Annotated in this window: 14 protein-coding genes; 7 read left to right on the forward strand and 7 right to left on the reverse strand. The window is 62.5% G+C overall.

Translation table 11 applies throughout. From position 1 onward, the window contains the following. Positions 1 to 71: 71 nt before the first annotated feature. The 4 genes from XalbCFBP2523_RS09445 to XalbCFBP2523_RS09460 all read right to left on the reverse strand — a co-directional run bounded on the left by XalbCFBP2523_RS09445 (position 72) and on the right by XalbCFBP2523_RS09460 (position 4411). Positions 72 to 779, reverse strand: a complete 708-nt coding sequence (locus tag XalbCFBP2523_RS09445) for a DUF4194 domain-containing protein (RefSeq protein WP_045766552.1) — start codon at positions 777 to 779, stop codon at positions 72 to 74. Continuing rightward, positions 766 to 2235 (reverse strand): DUF3375 domain-containing protein, encoded by a 1470-nt coding sequence (locus XalbCFBP2523_RS09450; RefSeq protein ID WP_045758668.1) that lies wholly within the window; start codon positions 2233 to 2235, stop codon positions 766 to 768. The genes XalbCFBP2523_RS09445 and XalbCFBP2523_RS09450 overlap by 14 nt, the downstream gene beginning before the upstream one ends. A gap of 77 nt (positions 2236 to 2312) precedes the next feature. After that, positions 2313 to 2915 (reverse strand): GTP cyclohydrolase I FolE, encoded by a 603-nt coding sequence (folE, locus tag XalbCFBP2523_RS09455; protein WP_012917601.1) that lies wholly within the window; start codon positions 2913 to 2915, stop codon positions 2313 to 2315. Positions 2916 to 3034: 119 nt separating this feature from the next. Beyond that, a complete protein-coding gene (locus tag XalbCFBP2523_RS09460; protein ID WP_012917602.1) occupies positions 3035 to 4411 on the reverse strand; it encodes an MFS transporter in 1377 nt (458 codons plus the stop codon). A 264-nt stretch (positions 4412 to 4675) separates the two neighbouring features. Here XalbCFBP2523_RS09460 and XalbCFBP2523_RS09465 point away from each other — a divergent pair, with 264 nt between their 5' ends. From XalbCFBP2523_RS09465 to XalbCFBP2523_RS09490, 6 genes are all read left to right on the forward strand, one after another. Continuing rightward, on the forward strand, positions 4676 to 6784 hold the full coding sequence (locus XalbCFBP2523_RS09465; RefSeq protein ID WP_045758669.1) for a methyl-accepting chemotaxis protein: 2109 nt from the start codon (positions 4676 to 4678) through the stop codon (positions 6782 to 6784). 183 nt (positions 6785 to 6967) lie between these two features. Next, on the forward strand, positions 6968 to 7876 hold the full coding sequence (locus XalbCFBP2523_RS09470; protein ID WP_045758670.1) for a hypothetical protein: 909 nt from the start codon (positions 6968 to 6970) through the stop codon (positions 7874 to 7876). Positions 7877 to 8584: 708 nt separating this feature from the next. Beyond that, positions 8585 to 9850 carry a lipase family protein gene (locus XalbCFBP2523_RS09475; protein ID WP_045766553.1) on the forward strand — a complete coding sequence of 422 codons (1266 nt, stop codon included), beginning with the start codon at positions 8585 to 8587 and terminating at the stop codon, positions 9848 to 9850. Between the two features lie 832 nt (positions 9851 to 10682). Beyond that, the gene (locus XalbCFBP2523_RS09480; RefSeq protein WP_045766554.1) at positions 10683 to 11333 is read left to right on the forward strand and encodes a YceH family protein; all 651 of its coding nucleotides are present in this window, start codon (positions 10683 to 10685) and stop codon (positions 11331 to 11333) included. A 200-nt stretch (positions 11334 to 11533) separates the two neighbouring features. Next, positions 11534 to 13315 carry an autotransporter assembly complex protein TamA gene (locus tag XalbCFBP2523_RS09485; protein ID WP_045766898.1) on the forward strand — a complete coding sequence of 594 codons (1782 nt, stop codon included), beginning with the start codon at positions 11534 to 11536 and terminating at the stop codon, positions 13313 to 13315. Then, positions 13312 to 17157 (forward strand): translocation/assembly module TamB domain-containing protein, encoded by a 3846-nt coding sequence (locus tag XalbCFBP2523_RS09490; RefSeq protein WP_230599227.1) that lies wholly within the window; start codon positions 13312 to 13314, stop codon positions 17155 to 17157. Before XalbCFBP2523_RS09485 ends, XalbCFBP2523_RS09490 begins: the two co-directional genes overlap by 4 nt. Before the next feature lie 373 nt (positions 17158 to 17530). Here the strand turns inward: XalbCFBP2523_RS09490 and XalbCFBP2523_RS09495 are convergent, their stop codons facing one another. Next, positions 17531 to 19015 (reverse strand): NADP-dependent isocitrate dehydrogenase, encoded by a 1485-nt coding sequence (locus XalbCFBP2523_RS09495; RefSeq protein ID WP_045761175.1) that lies wholly within the window; start codon positions 19013 to 19015, stop codon positions 17531 to 17533. Positions 19016 to 19119: 104 nt separating this feature from the next. Between XalbCFBP2523_RS09495 and XalbCFBP2523_RS09500 the strand changes: the two genes are divergently transcribed. Continuing rightward, positions 19120 to 19419 carry a winged helix-turn-helix domain-containing protein gene (locus XalbCFBP2523_RS09500; protein WP_012917610.1) on the forward strand — a complete coding sequence of 100 codons (300 nt, stop codon included), beginning with the start codon at positions 19120 to 19122 and terminating at the stop codon, positions 19417 to 19419. A gap of 318 nt (positions 19420 to 19737) precedes the next feature. Here the strand turns inward: XalbCFBP2523_RS09500 and XalbCFBP2523_RS17130 are convergent, their stop codons facing one another. Next, a complete protein-coding gene (locus XalbCFBP2523_RS17130) occupies positions 19738 to 20304 on the reverse strand; it encodes a hypothetical protein (protein ID WP_012917611.1) in 567 nt (188 codons plus the stop codon). Between the two features lie 24 nt (positions 20305 to 20328). Then, positions 20329 to 21369, reverse strand: coding sequence for a hypothetical protein (locus XalbCFBP2523_RS17135; protein ID WP_230599230.1), 1041 nt, complete (start codon positions 21367 to 21369; stop codon positions 20329 to 20331). Between the last annotated feature and the right edge of the window lie 508 nt (positions 21370 to 21877).

Raw genomic sequence — 21877 nt, forward strand, 5'->3', positions numbered from 1 at the left:
TAGAGCGTGTATGCACGTCGAATGGGTTGCGTTGGTGGTCAGCGGTGCGATGGTGGTGGTGCATGGTATCGCTAGCCGTCACCAGACACATCTGCGGCCGCATCATTGTTTTCCACGGATTCCGGCGCCTCACGTAGTTCGCGGTAGACCTGGGCCAATGCGGCCACATCCTCGGCGGAGAACAATAATTTGAGCGCTGGTGAGACTTCGCAACGCTCTTCTTCGCCACGCAAGCGGGTCAAGACGTGGTTGTCCTTCATTTTTTGCACAGCATTGCCGACACGACGCAGGAAACCGGCACGGTCGGTCGACAGGTTCTTTTCGTACACCGCCAACGCGTCGCTCAACTGTGCTTCCTCCACCACCGCGCGGACCCCGCGCGCATCGGCTTCGGCCAATTGTTGGCGCAGGTGCAGCAGCAACACCGAATCGATGAAGGTCAGCGGCGCCGAGCGCAGCAGCACCGGTGTTTCCAGTTCGCCGGTGTCGGCCTGACGGGTGAACGCGATACCGGCTTCGCGGTCCAGCACCAACTCCAGGAACAACTCCGACAGCACGCTGCGGATCGCCGCTTCGTTGCGCAACAACGCCGGCCATAGCTTGCTGTGCCGCTGCGCGTCCACGCTCGGGCCGCTGAGCAACTGGCACAGCGCACGACGCGCGTCCAGCGGCAAGCCACCACTGTCGCCTGCGAATAATCCGCTACCGGTATCTGCGGCGGTCGCGGTGTCGGTATCGCATGTCGGATCAGGCGCATCGGCATGATCATGCCAATTCATGGCGTTTCTCCTGAGTGAACCACACCAGCGGAATGCGCGCGCTGCGCCACTGGCCATCGCCGCCGCGCCAGTGCGCGCGTTCGTGCTGTTCGGCAAGGACAACGCCATGGCGCGTACCCAGCGACAAATAGCCGATCACGCTACCCAAGCCCTGGTTAGCCTCGCGCTGCGCCAGCACCTGAGCGATGGACAACTGCCGATGCACGGCAAGCAACTCGAACAAATCGCGGCGCAGACGGCGGAAATCGATCTCCGATTGCGCCACCAAGTCGCCAACGCTGTCTAAGGAGATCGCCGCCGCTTCGTTGCGCTGGATGCTGCCGTCGATCTGTTGCTGACGCGGATCGTGCAGGCGCCACTGCGCCAGCGAGCGCAAGCGGCTGCTGGTCAATTTCAGATCGCGACCGATGCTGCGCTGCGCGGGAATGCGATCGCGCAGGGCCAGCGCTTCGGCCTGCGCCTGCTTGAGCAACTGATTGAGCCGGCGTTGTTCGAGATAGCCACGGCTCTGCACGAAGCCGCGCAGACTGCGCGCGAAATGCTGCATCACATCGTGGATCTGACCGCCGCGCTCGAGCATGGTGGCGGTCAGCCCACGCAGGAAGCTGCGTTCACGCCGATCGAGTTTGCGCGCGAAACCACGCGACAGCACCGTCTCCAGTGCCGCATCCAGCTGCGCGCTCTGTTCGGCATCGTTGAGCAACGCCCAGAACGCCTGGAAGCTGCGACCGGCATCGCTGTCACCGATCACGTCCACGCCTTCGAACAGCTTGCCCAAAATCTCGCCGCGTTCGCCTTCATCGTCGATGATGCGTTCGCGGAAGCCGCGATTGAGTTGCTCGAAATCGTCGCGAACGCGGCGGAAATCCTCGGTCAACTCGTCGGCCAGGGCGATCACCTGGCGCGTCCGCTCCAGCGCGCGCTTGCCATCCAGCGAGGCGACCTTGCCTGCGGAAACTCGCGCGATTTCCGCATCGATCCGGTCGCGTTCGTTACGCAGCGCGGACAAACGTGCATCCGGATTGGTTTCGGTCAACGCCGCCAATTGCGCCAGCTGCTGCATCACCAACGCCAGACGGCTCTCGGTGGCGGCGCCACGCGCATGTTCCAGTCCATCGACGAAGCGGATCGCCTGCAAGGCCTGAGTCGACAACTCGTAGTCTTCCTGCTGCGCACCCTCCGGCAACCGACGCTCCAGCCAGCCCTGGGCCAACCAGTGCGCGACATAGGCCTGCGCGGTCCGCGGCAGGTCGCGCGCCAGCTGATCGGCGTTAAGATCGTCCAGCATGCGCTGCAGCCGTTCGTGCAGCACCGCCGTCGGCAAGCGGCGCTCGCTCTCCAACAGCAAGGTCTGCAGCAGGCCGATGATTTCCGGTGCCTGATCGGCCGCGAGCAGCTTCCACAACGGCTGCTCGCGCAGCGCACGATAACGGGCGATACGGGCGCGGTGTTTCATGGAGCGTGTACCGAGCGCAAGCAAGGACAACCTTGCAACGACTCGGCCATGCTAACCCGCCACCGCATGCGCCACGCTCAACGTGCGCCGCAATCGATGAAGCGCAAGAATTCGGCGCGCGTGCGCGCATCTTCGCGGAAAGTGCCGAGCATCTTCGAGGTGACCATGCTGACACCGCGCTTGTGCACGCCGCGGGTGGTCATGCATTCGTGCGAGCCCTCCACCACCACACCCACGCCCAACGGCTCCAGCGCATCCTGGATACATTCCGCGATCTGCGCGGTCATCTTTTCCTGTACCTGGAAGCGACGCGCATAGGCATCGACCACCCGCGCCAGCTTGCTGATGCCCACCACCTTGCCACGCGGCAGGTAACCGACATGCACCTTGCCGATGATCGGCGCCATATGGTGCTCGCAGTGGCTTTCGTAATCGATGTCGCGCAGCACGATCAGTTCATCGTAGCCAGCCACCTCTTCGAAAGTGCGCAACATATACTCGCGCGGATCCTCGCGGTAACCGCTGAACCAATCGCCGTAGGCCTCGACGACCCGCCGCGGAGTATCCAGTAAGCCTTCGCGGGTCGGGTCGTCGCCGGACCAGCGCAGCAGGGTACGCACCGCCTCTTCGGCCTGGGCCTGGGTCACGCAAGGGACAGGAGTGTGCTTGGAATCGGCCATCGGATGAAGAAACGCCGGTGAGAGGGGCTGCATGGTACCCGAGTCGCCGGGAAGACGCCGTTGCGGGGTGCACGCAAGCCGGCTGCGCGGTGACGCAGCCGATAGAAACGCGCGACGGCTCAGCCGCGCACATCCGGCATTGGCGGATACCGGCGTTGCTGCAACGCAGTCGCGTCGTCGAGCCAGTTGGCGCCCTTGTTGCTCAGGAAGCGCGCGTACACCACCAACGACACTGCGATCACCGCCGTGGCATACCAGACAAAGGTCGTCACATGGTCGGTCTTCAGCGAGGCTTGGTAGAGCAGCGGCGCGGTGCCGCCGAAGACCGAATTGGCCAAGGCATATCCCAGGCCGACACCGAGCGCGCGGATATGGGTGGGGAACAATTCGGCTTTCACCACCGCGTTGATTGAGGTGTAACCGGTGAGAATGACGAAACTCACAGCGAGGATCGCGAATGCGCCCAGCCAATCGTGCTGTTTCGGCAGTTCCAGCACGAGGAACCAGGTGTAAAGCACCCCGCCGATACCGAAGAACACCAACAGGCTCTTGCGCCCGACCAGATCCGATAGCCAACCGCCGATCGGTTGCATCAGCATCAGCACGGTCAACGCCACCAAATTGATGATCGTCCCGGCCATCACATCGTCGCCGGCGAACGCGCTCTGGATCATTTTCGGCCCGATGACCGAATACGTGTAGAAGGCGACCGTACCGCCCGCGGTCACCAGAAAACACACCAGCAGCGGTCGCCATTGATGCACGAACAACTCGTGCAACGCGCCGGCCGCGTGCGCACCACCCTTGCGCGCCTCGGCGATGGAGTCCGAACCCAACGACTCGTCCATACTCCGGCGCAACCAGAACACCACCAACGCACCGACACCCCCCAGGGCGAAGGCCACACGCCACCCCCACGCCGACATCTGCACGGGATCGAACACCTGCAACAGCACCAGCAGCACGGCCTGCGCGAGTACGTGGCCGCCAACCAGCGTCACGTAATGGAATGAGGACAGGAAGCCGCGTCGCCCCGGAATCGCCGCCTCCGACAGATACGTGGCACTGGTGCCGTACTCGCCACCGGTCGCGAAGCCTTGCACCAGACGTGCCAACAGCAGCAGCGCCGGCGCGGCGAAGCCGATGCTGGACATCGTCGGTGTGACCGCGATCAGGAACGCGCAAGCGGCCATCAGCGACACCGAGAGAATCAGCGCCAGGCGCCGGCCATAGCGATCGGCGACGCGACCGAAGTACCACGCGCCCAGGGGCCGCATCACGAAAGTGACCGCAAAGATCGCCCAAACATACAGCGTGGCGTTCTTGTCCTGCTTGGAAAAGAACTGGGACTCGAAGTAGCTGGCAAATACCGAGTAGACATAGACGTCGTACCACTCCACCAGATTGCCAGCCGAGCCCTTGAGCGTGTTGGACACCGAGCGACGGAGGCTGCCGGGCACAGCGATATGGGCAACGGAAGGTGAAGATGCGTGCATGCGATGGATCCTGTTATGAGGAACGCCAGCAAAGTATGACAAGCGCGAATTGGTTCATTAATGTGATCTTCATCACGTGAACTTACGCCCTGACCTCGATCATAGCCTTGTCATGCGCTAACGACGCACTTCAGTTCACCGGCAACACGCCGCTACCCATGTGCTAACCCGGCACAGCGCAATCGTGCGACCGTCAGCAACCCGTTCCTCCGCACCATGCCCGTTATCTCCGCTTCCCACTCCACGTCGGCGAACTCGACCTCCATGCACGTCTTCTCGAATCTGCGTATCGGCCAACGCCTGGCCCTGGGCTTCCTCTCGATCATCGTGCTGATGGTTCTGCTCACTGTCGTCGGCATCGAGCGCGTCCATAGCATCGACCAGCGCCTGACCGCCATCAACGCGGTCAATAGTGTCAAGCAGCGCTACGCGATCAATTTCCGCGGCAGCGTCCATGATCGCGCGATCGCACTGCGCGACGTGGTGCTGCTGGACGATCCGGCCAGCCGTCAAACCACCGAGGACTTGATCGACAAACTGGCCGCCGATTATGCGCGCTCGGCGCAGCCGCTCGACGCCCAACTGGCGGCCTCCAACGATCCCAAAGAACAGGCGATCCTGCAACGGATCAAGGCGGTCGAGCAGCGCACCATGCCGCTGATCGTGCAGGTGCGCAGCCTGCGCGACAGCGGCGACAAGGACCAGGCGAAAGCGCAGCTGTTGCAGCAGGCGCGTCCGGCCTTCGTCGACTGGTTAGCCAGCATCAACGCCTTCATCGACCTGCAGGAAGCCAAGAACCGCCAGGCCGCCAAGGAAGCAATGGCCACCGCGCGCGGTTTCGCCGTGCTGATGGTCGGCTGCACCGTGCTGGCCTTGTTGCTTGGCTCCGGCATCGCCTTTCTGCTCACCCGCCGGGTGGTACTGCCACTGCGGCAGTCGCTGCGACTGGCCGAACGCATCGGCGCCGGCGACCTGAGCAGTCCCGACACATCCACCAGCAACGACGAATCCGGACAATTGCTACGGGCGATGCAGCAAATGCAGCGGCGCCTGCACGAGGTCATCTCGGCGCAACGCGAAATGGCCACGCGACACGATGCCGGCGCGATCAGCTACCGCATGGATGCGCAACGCTTCCCCGGCGAATACGGGCAGATGGTCGCCGACACCAACGCCCTGGTCGATGCCCATGTGCAGACACAGTTGCGTATCACCGAGGTCATGGGCCGCTACGCTGTCGGCGACCTGCGCCAGGAGATTGCGGACTACCCCGGCGAGAAGGCGGCGATCACCGCCACGATGCGCCAGGTCAAACAAAACCTGCATGCGATCAACGTGCAAATCCAGACGCTGGCCGAAGCCGCCTGCGCCGGCGACTTCGCCCACCGTGGGCAGCCGGAGAAATTCGAACATGCCTTCCGTACCATGGTCGAGAATCTCAACACGATGATGGCGACGGCCGATGCCAACCTGGGCAAGTTCTCGACACTGTTGCGCGGCATCTCCGAGGGCGACCTCACCGTGCGCATGTCCGGCAACTTCCACGGCGTGTTCGCCACGATGCGCGACGACGCCAACAGCACCGTGCACCGCCTCACCGACATCGTCGCCCACATCCAACGCACCACCAACAATATCGGCTTCGCCGCCGAGGATATCGCCAGCGGCAATCAGGAGCTGGCCCAGCGCAGCGAACAGCAAGCATCCAACCTGGAAGAAACCGCCGCCGCAATGGAGGAGCTAACCTCCACGGTGAAGCAGAATGCCGAACACGCCCAGCGTGCCAACCAGCTGGCGCTGGGCGCGGCCAGCGTGGCGACGGACGGACGCAACGTGGTGAGTCAGGCGGTGGAAACCATGAGCGGCATCGAGGCAGCGTCCAAACGCATCGCCGCCATCATCTCGGTCATCGATGGAATCGCCTTCCAGACCAATATCCTGGCGCTCAACGCCGCGGTGGAAGCGGCGCGCGCTGGCGAGCAAGGCAAGGGTTTCGCGGTGGTCGCCGCGGAAGTCGGCACCCTCGCTCACCGCGCATCCAGCGCCGCGAAGGAAATCAAGACCCTGATCGACGACTCGGTACAGCGTGTGAGCCATGGCGCCGCGCTGGTCCACAAGGCCGGCACCACCATGGACCAGTTGGTCACCAGCGTGCAGCATGTCACCGACATCATGGGCCACATCTCGGCTGCCTCACGCGAGCAAGCACAGGGCATCGAGCAGGTGAACCAAACCATCGCCAAGATGGACGAAACCACCCAAAAGGACGTGGCCCTGGTAGAAGAGGCCAGCACCGCAGCGCGCTCGCTGGAGGAACAATCGGCGCAACTCACCCAGGCGGTGGAAGTGTTCAAGGTCGGCGCCTACGTCTGAGTGCAGCCGGCGTTGCCGCCTGGCCTCGGCGGCAACGGGTGAACGCAAGGTGTCGGCCGGTGAGCGCCGGCGCCCGCCTAGCCACGGCATACGCCCACGTACAGGTTAGGATGGCGCCCTCCCACGTTCACCCCTTGCGCAGACTCCCGTGAAGGCCCGCACCTCCGACGCAGCCACGATGGCATGAGCCGCGCGTCGAACCGCGAGCCTGCCAGGGCACAATCCCACAACGAACGCTGGCAGCACTGGATCGCCTTGCTGCTCAGCGCGTTGCTGCATGTCCTGATGGCAGTGCTGCTGCTGTATGCCGCCAAGCCGACCATGTCCACACCGCAAGGCGCGGCCGGAGGCAGCCGGATCAAAGTCGACTTCATCGGCCAGACCAAGCGCCCCGATCACCCGGTGCCGCCGCGACCGACCCCGCCCCGTGCGCAAGCGCCAGCCCACCGACGTGCGGCGCGAGCCGCCAGCCCGGTGCAGTCCACCCTGGTCGCACACGCGGACGACCCGGTACCGCCGACCGATACCGCCAACCAACCAACCGAAAACGCCCCGCCCCCCTCCTCCGAGAAGCCGACGGCCGTCGCGGCACCCGTCCCCTCCCCAGCCCAGGACGCGCCAACGCCGAGCCAGGCCCAGACCACCGCCAGCACGCCACCACCGCCAACCGAGCGCCACCCTCAGACCTGGACCGGACGCCCGCCAGGGGCGCTCGACACCGACACCGCCCCGGACAATAGCGGCCTGGCCAACGGCCCAGGCAACCACGGCAACCGGCACGACCTGGACGCCTCCCAGCCCAGCCTGGAAGTCGGCGGCTACCTCGTCTACTACGACCTGGGCAGCGAAACGCAGTTGCGCGCCTGGCAACGGCAGGGCATGAAGGAACTCTTCATCCTGCTGCCGGGGACCGAGTACCGCATGGTCTGTCCGCTGGAGATCGCGCTCACCCGTGGCTCCGGCAAGTGCCGCGCGCTGCCGCCGGACTCGCCCGAACTGAAGACGATCGGCGATGCACGCCAGGTCATCACCATGTTGCAGGTCTATCATCACGGCGAATTGGTCTGGCGCGGACCCGGCCCGTATCGCTGAGCGCGGATGCAAGATCGGCCTCCCGCGCCCTTAATACCTGCGTTGCCATCGCAACAGCCAGATGGCGAGAGTCGGCACGTGCCTCCTTAGCTAGCACCGCCAGCCATCACCGTGCGCGCCGGAAAAGTACGGTGTAGAAGCCAAGGGCGCGGAACGAAGACCGCGCAGCGTGTTGGCGTCCGAATCCACATCTGACCCTGCGGTGTTGTACAAGCACCACCGAGCCCCTGGCGCACACCGCCTGTGGTAACACCCGAGCAAACATTGCGCTTCTCTCACGACAGAGTGAAAAGCGATACAGCTCATAGAAATAGTGTGCACACGATACGTAACGGCCGCCGCCGCGATTATCTTAAAATCACAATTATTTAATGATGGAACATCCAAATCTGGGTTTGGCACGGCTGAAGCAGCATGACTGGACCATCACCCAGTTTTGACAAAGTAGGATAAAGTAAACACTAACCGTGCGGATTATCAACAAAATCTCACGCCGCCCTGGCAAACCATTGCCGTACTGTCAAGATACATTGATGCCTTTTCTTTTGTTGTTCTTCACTCGCCGCAGTCTATCGCCAAGTTGAATCGATACGGCAGATAAACATCTTAACTGCATTGTCTTAGAAATCATCGTATCGCCATAGTACCGTTTGACACCAGAACCACCCCACCAGACTGATTGGGATTTCAAACACGAGGATGTTTCCCATGGCTAAGCTACAAAACCGTCTTGCACTGAGTGCTCTTTCCGTCATGATCGCCGGAGCGCTGCTGCCCATGGCCGCGTCGGCATCGCCGGCGCGCGGTACCGTGCTCGAGAGCGCTGTCCTGGCCAATTACACCCGTAATGCGATCGCCACCCTGCTGGCCAACGGTCAAACCAACGACAAGGCCAAGTGCGATGTGCGCGTCGCCGAGTTCACCTATGCCACGATCGGCGTCAATGGCGAGCCCGCCACCGCTTCCGGGGTACTACTGATCCCCGGCGGCGAACAGTGCCACGGTCCTTTCCCGCTGGTGAGCTATGACCAGGGTACCGAGACGAAGCGCTCCGCCGAACAGGCCAAGGAAATTGTCGAAGAGGAGAAGGGCGACGACACCATGGTCACCCACCTAGCCACCCAAGGTTACGTGGTGGTAAGCAGCGATTACCTGGGCATCGGCCCCCGTTCCAACTATCCGTTCCACCCCTACCTGCACGCCGGCTCCGAAGCCAGCGCCACCATCGACGCGATGCGCGCGGCACGGCAGGTGTTGAAAAAGCTCAACACCCCGCTGTCGGGCAAGGTCATGCTGACCGGTTTCTCGCAGGGCGGCCATGCGGCCATGGCCACCCAGCGCGAGATCGAAGCACACCTGTCGAACGAGTTCAATTTGGTTGCCAGCGCCCCCATCTCCGGCCCATATGCACTCAGCCAGACCTTCCGCGACAGCTGGAGCGGTCGCAACGCCGTGGGCGAGAACACCTTCGGCATCCTGCTGGCCAGCTACGCCATCGTCGGCATGCAGCACACCTACCAGAACGTGTATCAGCACCCGTCGCAGGTGTTCCAGGATCCATGGGCCAACAAGGTCGAGGCGCTGTTCCCGGGCAAGTACGGCCTGATCGACCTGTTCGGCAGCGACATCCTGCCCGGTGTCGACAAAATCCACCGCTACTTCCAGCCGGGCTTCTACAACGACTTCGCCAAGAACATCAATAACCCGTTCCTGCGCGACTTGACCCGCAACAACGTGATCAACTGGGCACCGCGTACCCCGACCCTGCTGTGCGGCTCCGACAACGACGCCACCGTGCCGCTGAAGAACGCCAAGACGGCCATCGCCGCGTTCAAGGCCAACGGCAGCAACCAGGTGTCCGTGCTCGATCTGGGCTCCGGCAATCCCAAGGACAACAGCGCGCTCGAGCACCTGGTGACCGAAGACGAGTGCACCATCGCCGTGCGCGAGGGGTTCTTCGACAAGTTGCGCTGAGCCAGCGGCGAAAGATCGCAGGGGCGCCGCTTCGCCGCGTTCCTGCGATCACATCAGCAAGTGAACGCTGCCGCGCCCGATCGGCGCGGCAGCAAGTAAGAATGCCGACAATGCCAGTTACCCGCATCGGCATCAGGCGGTCAACCGTCACGAGGCGCGCATTCTGAAAGCCGACCGGCATGGTCAGGCAACTCGCCTGCCCGCCGAAACGCGCCGAATCCATTTCTAATTGCAACATCTCTCCACCAAGGTGAGGTGTCTGGATGTCGAGAAACGACTGTCATCCGAGTACTCGAAAGCGTCCCTTGATCCAAATCGAGAGTCGTCGCGAGTAACATGCGTGTTCGATATCTACGCGTCTGAACCGCTGTGACGCGACGCTGAGCCATGGGCATTCAGGTAAGACGACAGCATGTCCTCGATCACGACCACCGATGCGCCATGTGGGTCGCGTGCTCGTCTCCACGGGTGACCGTAAAGGTTGATCGAGGAAGGCAGACGACATCGACGTATCCGTGGTCGTCGTGTCATGTGGCGGGATCGCTTCAGCAGATTGATGCAAAGCATCATGCCGATGTATGCCAACGCCTTCCGCCCGCCCCGCGTGCGTGTGGGCTGTCGGGCGACGCGGCCTGACCAAGGGCACGACTCTCTCCGACATCAAGCAAACTTGACTCCATTACACTGCCCTTTTGATGAATCCTCGGCCCCGACAGCGCGTCCGTCGGGAGGACGCCCGACGAGGCGCGATGGAAAACACGATCACAGCCTTCAAATTGACTCTTGCATTTGAATCTTGAGAACGACCTTCGCCATATTGGAAACAGCCACAATGACCGACACGCCTACCGTCCCCGTTCTTTCCGCCATTGAGGCACGTGCACTGGGCTGTCTGATAGAGAAAGAGGCGACCACACCGGATGCGTATCCACTCACGGTCCATGCGACGGTGATGGCGGCCAATCAGAAGACCTCGCGTGAACCCGTAATGACGCTGAATTCAGGCGATGTGCAACATGCGCTACGCCAATTGGAAGCACGTGGCTTGGTCCGACAACAGTTCTCCTCGCGGGCGGAGCGCTACGAACATCGGGTGACCACAGCGCTGGATTTGACTCAGCAGCAGGTCGTGTTGCTCGGGTTATTGTTGCTGCGTGGTCCGCAGACGGTCAATGAGTTGCTGACGCGCGCCGAACGCATGGCGCGTTTTGCCGATGCCGAGGATGTCCGTCATTCATTGGAACGACTAGTGCAACGTCAGTTGGCAATACTGTTGCCACGTGCCAGCGGACAACGGGAGGATCGCTATATGCACCTGCTCTGCGGGCCAGTCGATGCGCAGATGCTGGCGGCGACGTTCAAATCCCGCCCGACAGTATCGGCACACGATGAATTGGAACGACGCGTGCAAGCACTGGAAGCCGAAGTGGCAGCGTTGCGCGAGAGCGTGGCGCAGTTACAGACACCACGGGCCATACCGTAGCGCTTCCAATGGTGAGCGTTACATGCACACGAGCGCGTCGCCAGATGGTAGTGCCGGTCCAGCCCTGCTACGCAGGCGTGTGGGCGATCTGTGCCTGGTTGTTTGGCGGTCATGGCATGCGCTGTGGAGACGACAGCGGCGCCCGGGTGCAATCCCAACTGGTTCACCGCTTCACGCAATGTATCGGTATTCTGCTACCCATGCGCGCCTTTTTCCGACTTGCCCTGCTTGTGTCCTTGCTCGTGCTGGCCGGCTTCGCCGAGGCCAATGGCACCATCGAGAAGGTGAAGATCCAGGGCCTGGATAAAAAAGATGACGCCGCGATGATCCAGAACATCCAAGTGTCGCTCTCGCTGTACGAGACGATCGGCAAGGTCCAGGGCGAGTCGCGCCTGGAGTACCTGCTGAGCCAGGCCCAGCGGCAGACCCGTGAGGCATTGGAACCGTTCGGCTACTTCACTCCGACCATCAGCGTCGATGCACCGCGTCAGGACGACAAGCTGACCGTGGTGATCCGCGTGGACAAGGGCGAGCCGGTGCGGGTACGTCACTTCGAGGTCGCCATCACCGGCCCGGCCGAGGACGATCACTACCTGGGCGAAGATCTGAAGAACTTTCGTCCGCAAGCGCACGACATCTTCGTCAGCAATGTCTACGAAACCAGCAAGGTCACCATCACCCGGCGTCTGGCCGAGCGCGGCTACTTCGATGCCGACTTCACCCAACGCAAGGTCGAGATCACCCGCGCCGACCACGCCGCCGACATCGATCTGCGCTGGGACAGCGGCCGCCGCTACAACATGGGGCCGATCCGCTTCCATCAGGACTACTTCAACCCGCACCTGCTCGACCAGCTTGTGTACTGGAAAGAAGGCAGCTATTACCACGAGGGCAAGCTCGATCGCCTGCGCGAGTCGCTGCTGAAACTCGACTATTTCAGCGCCATCGACATCCAGTCCAAACCAGAGGAAGCCGACGCCAAAGGCGACGTGCCGGTGGATGTCAAGCTCACCCTCGCCAAGCGCAGTATCTACACCAGCGGCCTCAGCTACGGGAGCGAGAGCGGCGCCGGTGTGCGCTTGGGCGTGGACCGTCGCTATGTCAACACGCGCGGGCACAAGCTCAGTGCACAGTTGGATTACGCGCAAAAGCGCAAAAGCTTCATCACCAGCTACCGAATTCCCGCATTTCGCTGGCTCGACGGTTGGTACACCGCCTCGTTTCGTGCCTACGACGAACAGACCGACTACATCGACCTGCGCAACGTCAAACTCACCGGCAGCCGCAGTGGCGAAATCAACGAGCACTGGATGGTGATCGCCTCGCTCAACGCGCTGCGCGAACGCTGGCGCTATGCCACCGACAAGGTATTCGATGGCGCGCTATACGAGACCTCGACACTGCTCTACCCGCAGATCGAGGCCAACTACGTGGGTGTGGACGACAAAGTGTTCCCGCGCAGCGGCTTCAGCGGTAACGTCAGCTTGCGCGGCGGCACCAAGGGGTTGGGCTCGGACGCCAGCTTCGCCCAAGCGCTGATGCGGGTGAACTGGTTCCATGGGTTTGGCGAGAACGATCGCCTGATCCTGCGCGGCGAAGCCGGTAGCACCTGGACCGATGCGCTGATGGCGATGCCACCGAGCCTGCGTTTCTTCGCTGGCGGCGACAACAGCATTCGCGGCTATGCGTTCCGCGAAGTCGGCCCGCGCACGCCGCGACCGGATCGCTTCGCGCTCGGCGCCAAATACGTCCTCACCAGCAGTGCCGAGTACGAGCACTACTTCAACGGCGGGCCGTGGGGTGGAGCGGTGTTCGTGGACAGCGGCAGTGCCTTCGATACGACTCCGGATTGGCACACTGGCGTGGGCGTGGGCCTGCGCTGGCGTTCGCCGATCGGTCCGGTGCGCGTGGATATCGCCCACGGCTTGAACCGGCCCGATTCGCAGTTCCAGCTCTATCTCAACATCGGAGCCAACCTGTGAGCGGGTCAGCCGGTCTGTCCACGTCCGCAACGCCGCCGCCACGGGGGCCGCGCTTCTACAGGCGTCAACGCTTCTGGTGGGGATCGGCACTGACCATCGCCGGCCTGGGCGTGCTGGTGGTGATCGCCTTGTACTGGTTGCTGCAGACCGTGGCCGGCCGCGACGTGCTGTTGGCGCAGCTGGTGGCACGGCTGCCGGCCGACTCGAGTCTGACCTGGGAACGCGCCGACGGCCCGCTGGCCGGACCGTTGACCCTGTACAACCTGGATTTTCGCTATCACGAAATTCACTTCACCGCAGAGCGTGTGTTTCTGGATCCGTATCTGCGCCCGCTGTTGGGGCGCAAGCTGCAATTGAATGCGCTGGAACTGCGCAACGCCACGCTCAACCTGGCCAAGAGCGATACCCCCTTCGAGCTGCCGCGCTGGCCGCAGTCGCTGCCGCAGATCGACATGCCGCTGGCATTACAGGCCGACCGCATCGCCATCGATGGCCTGCGCATCACCCAAGCCCAGCAACCGCTGATCGCGATCCAGCGGCTGCGTGGCGCGGTGGAAGTGGCCAACGGCGAATTTCGCGCCACCCAGGTGACGATGAACAGCGACCGTGGCGATTTCCGTGTCGACGGCCACTACGTGCCGGCGGACGACTACCAGACCGACCTCACCGCCAGTGCGGTGCTGCCGGCCGCGCGCGGGCGCACGCCGGCACGCCTGGGGCTGGTCGCGCGCGGCGACCTGGACAAGCTGACGGTGGCCATCGCCGGCAACGCACCGGCGCCATTGCGCGCCACGGTGGTATTGAGCGGTCGTCGCGATCCCAGCTGGACATTCGCCGCGCACAGCGCGTCCCTGGACCCCTCCTTGTTCCTGCCCGCGGACGCCGATGCCGGTGCCGCTGGCGTGCCGCTGGCGTTCGATCTGCGCGCGACGGGCAAGGGCGGCGACGCCACGCTGCAAGGCGAGGTGTCGCGCGATGGAAACAAGGTGGTGCTGGATCCATCCCGGTTACGCCTGGACAATCAGGTCCTCACCGTCACGCTCTTGCAACTGCACGCATTCGATGGACAAATGCGACTGCGGGGCAACGCCGATCTGCGCGATCCGGCCAACACGCACCTATTTTTCTCGGTCAACGCCAGCGGCATGCGCTTTACGCCCGCGCCGGATCCGTCCACGCCGCATGCGCCGGCGATCCCGATCACCCTGGTCGACGCCCACCTCGGCCTAGCGGGTAGCGTGCGGCAATGGGCCACCTACGGCGACGCCACCGTCGCGCGAGGCAAAGAAAGCGCCACGCTGCACCTGGATGTACGCGGTGACGATCAGCAGGCACAGTTGGCGCAGGTGCGGGCGCGCATGCCCAGCGGCACGCTCGACCTCGGCGGCCACGTCGCCTGGGCACCGGACGTGCACTGGGACGTCCACGGCACGCTGGCGGGATTCGATCCGGGTTATTTCGCACCCGGCTGGGACGGGGCGCTGTCCGGCACGTTCGCCTCCCAGGGCAAACAATTGCCGACGCACGCCGATGGCAGCGCTGCCGGCTACCAGGCCACACTGACCGTGCCGCGCCTGAGCGGGCGTCTACGCAGCCGCCCGCTCGATGCCAAAGCGGCGCTGGCGTTGCAGGGCAAACAGGGCGAAGGCAGGTTGCAGTTGCGCCTGGGCGATAGCCGGGTGCAGGCGCAGGGCAAGATCGGCGACCAACTCGATCTCGACGCGCAACTGCAACCCTTGCAACTGGCCGACCTGCTGCCTGGCGCGGCCGGCAGCCTGCACGGACGTGTGCAACTGAAAGGCCGTCCCGAGGCGCCCGACCTCAGCGCCGACCTCAGCGGCAGCGCGCTGAAATGGGACGGCAACAGCGCCGACAGCATCAGCCTGCGCGGACACCTCCCCTGGCGCGGCAGCGGTGGCGCATTGGCCTTGCGTGGCAGTGCGATCAACGCCGGCATGCTGCTGCAGACACTGCGTGTGGATGCGCGTGGCGCGGTGGAGAACCTGCAACTGGATGCGGACATCCACAATGACATGGGCGCACTGGCCCTGGCGGGACAGATCCGCCGCGACGGCGCGCGCTGGCAGGGTGCATTGAACACACTACGCATCGCGCCGGCCAAGGGCGAGCCCTGGCAATTGCAGCAAACGGCCAACGTTGCCGTGGCCGGCAGCGCCTTCACTTTGTCGCAGAGTTGCCTGGCGCCGCGCAGTGGCGGCGGCACGCTGTGCGTCTGGGCCGACTGGCCAAAGCAGGGGCTGACGCTGCACGGCGACGCCCTTCCGCTGGCATTGGTGCAACCATGGCTGCCGCCCAACAGCGGCCGCCAGATGTATCTGCGTGGCGATCTATCCATCGACGGCAATATCAAACCCGCCGGTCGCGCCTGGGAAGGCACACTGCGGCTGGCCTCGCGCGAAGGTGGCCTGCGCCTGGGCGACAAAGCGCATGACGAATTACTGCGCTACGACCAATTTAGTTTCGTCACCGATTTCGGCGCCCAGCACATCCATTCCAAGCTCGGCATCGGTTTCCAGGGCGATGGCTTCATCGATGCCACGGTCGACACCGGCTGGGAGGCATCCGCGCCGCTGATCGGCGAGATCTACATGAACATGTCGCGGCTGTACTGGATGGAGTTGTTCTCGCCCGATCTGGTCCAACCCAAGGGCCTGGTCGCAGGCCATGTGAGCCTGCGCGGCACCCGCGCACAACCAGCGATGGGCGGGCAGGCCACGCTCAGTAATTTCACTGGCGAACTGCCTGCGCTCGGCCTGACCCTGAGCGAAGGCCAAGGCCGCTTCGACGCACAGCCGGACGGTTCGGCGCGCATCGTCGCCTCGGTGAAATCCGGCCAGGGCACGCTCAACGTCGACGGCGGATTATCCTGGTACGGCGACAGCACACCGTTGCAATTGAATATCCACGGCAACAACGTGCTGGCCTCCAATACCGCCGAGTTGCGTGCCGTCATCAATCCCGACCTGCAATTCGGCATCGCCAATAAAACGATGCTGTTGAGCGGCCAGGTCACCGTGCCTTCGGCCGACATCAACCTGGAACGCCTGGATCGCGGCACGTCGCTCTCCGAGGACGTCGTGGTGCTGGATCCCGCCGATCCGCAAGCAACGGCGAGTTCACCGCTGGAAATGGACTTGCGGGTAACCCTCGGCGATCAGGTCAAGATGGCGGGCTTCGGCCTCAAGGGCGCACTGACTGGCACGATGCAAGTGCGCTCGCGCCCAGGCCGCGAGATGACTGCCACCGGCGGTCTGGATGTCAGCGGCAAGTACAAGGCCTACGGCCAGGATTTGACGATCACGCGCGGTCAATTGGCCTGGAGCAACAATATCGTGTCCGACCCGCGCATCAATATCCGCGCCGAGCGCCAGGTCGCCGACGTCACCGCCGGGATCGACGTGACGGGCCGCGCCACCGCACCGCGTGCGGAAGTGTGGTCGGACCCGTCGATGTCGCAATCCGAAGCGATGTCTTATTTGGTGCTTGGCCGCAGCCTCGGCAACACCAGCAGCGACGAAGCCAATCAAGTCACCGCCGCCGCGAGCGCGTTGTCGGCCGGCAGCGGCCTGCTCGCCTCGCAGCTCGGTGGCAGACTCGGCTTCGATGATGCGGGTGTGAGTCAATCGCGCGCACTCGGCGGTTCGGTGGTTGGGTTCGGCAAATATCTCTCGCCGAAACTTTATGTCAGTTATGGCGTGTCGTTAATCGGCAGTGGTTCGGTACTGACCCTGAAATATTTGCTCGGCCACGGCTTCGACGCAGAGGTGGAATCGACCACGGTGGAGAACCGTGGCTCGCTCAATTGGCGGAAGGAGCGGTAGTTCTGCGTGTAGTTACATCAAATGATAGATAGGCAACGGAATATCTACGGAACCCTGGGGGGATTCAGCCGCTTGGCGTCAGTGACACACAGCCGAGGGCACGCCGTTGCGGTCGATAATCAGAGATGCCGCTTGCTACCGTGTGTGCCGCGATCGGTCGGGTTCTGCTGTTAAAGGCCCCCGGGAGGGGGCACACTGGTGGCGTCCAGGCTTGCTCGGCTCAGATCTAGCTTCTCAGCCCGATGTAGAAGAGGTGGCAGTTCAAGGCTTTTCCCAAACGTGCGCCCAGTACGGCATCCTTGCCGTAATGCGTCAACACCGCCGCCGAGCGGCCAGCGTAGATCGAATCAGACGCATGCGCTGGGCCATACGCTTACTCGCCCTGCGCCTGCGAGTAACCCCTGACCCCGTCGAATGCGTAGAGGTTCTCGGTCTTGACGGTTTCAAAGCCCGCTTCGGACAGGCGCAGTAGCAGCGAACAAATGTGCGCAGGCTTCAGCGTGGTTCCGTCCGCCGCCAGGAACCGGCACCGCCAATGATCGGTACGCGTGGTCTGCTGCAAGCCGCTCGGGTACACCTTCACCCCACGATTGGTAATCAGGGCCAGCCGGAGATCCGGACCGGCCAATGCCTGCAATTGGTTGCCCAGCGTGTCGGCATCGCGTCCTGGCTGATCCCAATGCACGAAGACATCCACGCCTTCCAGGGTTTTGGCGACCTTCGCACGTGCCGATTCGATAACCGGAGCGGCTGACTGTTTGGGTTGCTCTGGGTAATCAACGGCTGCGATTTGCTGTGGCTTTTGGCCAAGACGCGCGATGACCGCGTCGGCAAATTCCTGCGTGCCGACTTGCCGCTGACTGTGAGAACCGAAAATATCGGCGGTATGAAGTCCCTCTTCGAGCGTGCGCAACCATGCATTGTGGATGGCGGTGGCCGCAGCCGGGCGTTGCAGATGGACGAGCATCATCACGGCGCTGAGCAGCAATCCGGATGGGTTAGCGAGATCGCGCCCGGCAATATCCGGCGCCGAGCCGTGGACGGCTTCGAACATCGCGCAATGGCGGCCGATATTGGACGAGGGGGCCAGACCAATGGATCCCGCCACCTCGGCCGCGACGTCCGAAAGAATATCGCCGTAGAGGTTTGGGGTGACCACCACGTCGAAGCGACGTGGATCCACCGCCATCTTCGCCGTTCCGATATCGATAATCATGTGGTCATTGGCGATCTCCGGATATTCCTTCGCGATTTCATCAAACACACGATGGAACAGGCCGTCGGTCAACTTCATGATGTTGTCTTTGGTCATGCAGGTGACCTTGCCACGACCATGTGCACGTGCATACTCGAAGGCGTAGCGCACGATCCGCTCGCAGCCTGGGCGGGACACCAGCTTCAGGCACTGCACGACTTCGTCGGTCTGCTGGTGTTCAATGCCGGCATAGGTGTCTTCCTCGTTCTCGCGCACGATGACCACGTCCATGCCCGGGTGATGCGTGGCGACGAAGGGGTGGTAGGCCACGCAGGGGCGCAGGTTGGCGTACAGACCGAAGGTCTTTCGCAGCGAGACATTCACGCTCTTGTAGCCGCCGCCCTGAGGCGTGGTGATCGGCCCCTTGAGCAGCACGCCGTGCTCGGTGACCGCATCGATGACACTGCGATCGAAGCCTGCCGCGTGCCCTGCCCGGTACGCCTCAAGCCCGACGGTGAGTGGCGTGAACGACAGCCCTGGGTCTGCTGCCGTCAGGATCTTCAGCACCGCACGGGTGATTTCCGGGCCGATGCCGTCCCCTTCGGCCACGGCAATGGTCCGGGCGGGCAGGCGAACGGCGGCTGGGTTGGGCAGTGCTGACATGCGATCTCCTATACACGATATGTGTGTCGTGCATTATAGATCGCGTTACATGGTTCGCGTCAATAGGCTAGGCTTTCGACCATAGTGTATCCGGGACGAACGGTATGGACCCCAGCGGCTGGACCTTCTTCAGCAATCACAGCCATGTGCTCTTTTGTCTAGCCGCGGACCCGCAGCAGACATTGCGGGAAGTGGCGACCAAGGTCGGCATTACCGAGCGGGCCGTCCAGCGCATCGTGGCCGAACTCGAAGCGGCCGGGGTACTACAGCGCCAGCGCGACGGGCGCCAAAACACCTACCGCATCGTTCGCGGGGTGCCGCTCAGGCACCCGCTGGAAGCGCATTGCCGCATCGGCGATCTGATCGACGTGGTGGTGGAGCGGCGTCCGCCCGATTCTGAGTAGCCCCCCTCCACCGCACTGCCCGCATCACAACGGCATGCTGGAACGAATGATACGTACCCTGAAGGAACAGGGCGTTCACCGGCACCGCTTCGAACGTCAGGTGCATGCCCTGCGGGTGATCGGCGATTGAATTGCCTTCTACAACCGCCAGCGCCCACACCCAAACCCAAACCCGCACCAAGCACTCAGGATGCAAACCCCAGATGCGGCCTGTGCCACTACATTAACCGCATGAGCTGTGCAGGAACCGGCGGGTTATTACAGGCGCACCGTCGTCTGGCGAGAGACGTGAATCGATCCGCATCCGCACATAAATCCTCATTGCAAGGGGCGCGGCTTGGCCTGCCGATACTGGTGCTTGCTGCCCGTCCGCTGCCCATTGGAATCGATATCGGCGCATATACGGCCACCGCAAATGACCGCATCGGATGCGGAATAGGCTTGGAGGATAGGGATCGCGTTTTCGTAGCGCTGGAGTTCTTCCCTAACAACCGAAAGTTCGCGGCGGTAATAACCTAATACAGCCCAACCGACGAGAAGAACGAGCAGCAGGATCACACCTGCGGCAACAAACCACAGCCACACGGTTTTGTTGGCTTTTTGCAACTGCGCAGACGTGGCCGATACGGCGCGGTCGTATCGTGCCGCAACCGGCGCGACCGCGTCCTTGGCTTCCTTGGCAATCTGAGAGCTTGCTCCAACCACAATGTTATCCACACGGCGATGTAACTGCGCGAGATCGCCTTGCAATGCCTGCATTTGTTGATCGAAGGTGGCCTGCATACGTGCCTCACGTTGCTCGAACTTGGCCATCAACGCCGATTGCAGCTTGAGCGTGCTTTGAAGCGATGTCAGTAGGCTGGGGAGTTCTTGCTCGCTGGACATGTGCGTTCCGATGCCGATGGGCTATCACATTTTCATGATGGGACCTTGGATCTGCCTGGCCGTTTCTTGCTGCTGGAGTTCTTCTCGCTGCTGTGCCGCAACCAGATCACGTCCCAATTGCGCGTAGGCTTGGACTTGAGGTGACTGTTCGATTTGTGCGGACACACGCGAAACCTCGGCATCATCGTTAGCCAACAACGAGGCAGCCAGTCGATCGAGATCGTGGTCGCCCGTACCGAAAGCTTGCCTTCCGTGTTGTCCCTCTTGCGGTGTATTGTCGAGGCTGCTATGCAAAGAACCTGATCGCGATTTCTTCTCGTCGTTTGGATCAAGCGGGACGGTAGGCTCGCCAGATTGCGGAGGCTTGATTTTACGATCGTCACCGTCGTACCACTGCTTGCCGTCGAACCAATAGCCACTCCGGCTGGACGCGAGCCCAACGTCTTGATACAAGTTCTCGCCGAAGTCAGGCGCATCTACTTTTTTACCGTCTTTGCCTAGCGGCAGTGACGGGGCAACATCGGCGGCCTTCAATAGCGTGCTGGCGACACCGTTGCTATTGTTGTACAGCGGTGAATATTCAAGCTTTGCATCGTTGATCTGTTTTCCTGCCGCAAGCGCCGAATGCAGCTTCCGCTCAAGTTCCTGATCGGTTCCTCGCCACACGACCAAGCGTTCGTGCTTTTCCCCCGGGAGCGGCCAATCTGGCGCGACTTCCTGTTGCACAACGACGTTTCCTTGCGCATCTCGAAACAGGGCTGGGTCATCGGGCTTGGCTTGATCGACCGGTATTGGGCGAATGGACCCATCGGTTTGCCTCTGGTACACGGCGTTGTATGGCGGAACATAGGGCGCGGTATCAACGCGGATGTTGCCAAATTTGTCGGAACCTAGCAGCGTACTTTCTACGAGATTGGTTAGATCGTTACCTTCTGTACGCGCATCCGGGCCACCGCGGACGACCGTTTGACTACCATCGGATCGTTGGAAAATGAGATATGCGTGCCGTCGGTCAGCGGCAACGGGGCTTGTCCCCACGATAATTTTTGCTTCATCTCCTGGCATTGCTAGCCCCCAATTTCTCTCGGTGTGCGTGCCACCTCAAAGTCGGTGACCAATGCGCCATCTTTGGAATTCAGTGTGACGAACCAATTGATCGGGGTGGCTGGAGCCGTTATACGCTGGTGCGGTGGTGGAGATGCCGGTGTCGAGCGAAGGCACAGGACCGACGATTGGAATTTTCCCGACACTGGCTCAGCGGGCTTGCAAGAGAAGCCTCGCGCGCCAAGGGCTAGCATGGCATCCGCAAGCGTCATCTCGGGAACGATCCAGTGCCCGATCTGGGTCTTGGCCTCTGTCGTGGATTGCTGATCTCGAAATGGTTCGGTCGATGCCGATGTGTCCGCATTGCTCATGGCAGTGCATCCTGTCGCAGCTGAGATGGAGACTAAAAAAAGCAGGATGGGGCGTAAAAGGCGCGAGGCAGATCCGCGCCAGGCATTCTTCTGACAAGCAGTGTCGCATGTCCGATGATGACGAGTCATTGCAATGGGGCCTTGCTATTACCCTGTCT

This window comes from Xanthomonas albilineans (assembly GCF_002939705.1).
GTDB classification, from domain to species: domain Bacteria; phylum Pseudomonadota; class Gammaproteobacteria; order Xanthomonadales; family Xanthomonadaceae; genus Xanthomonas_A; species Xanthomonas_A albilineans.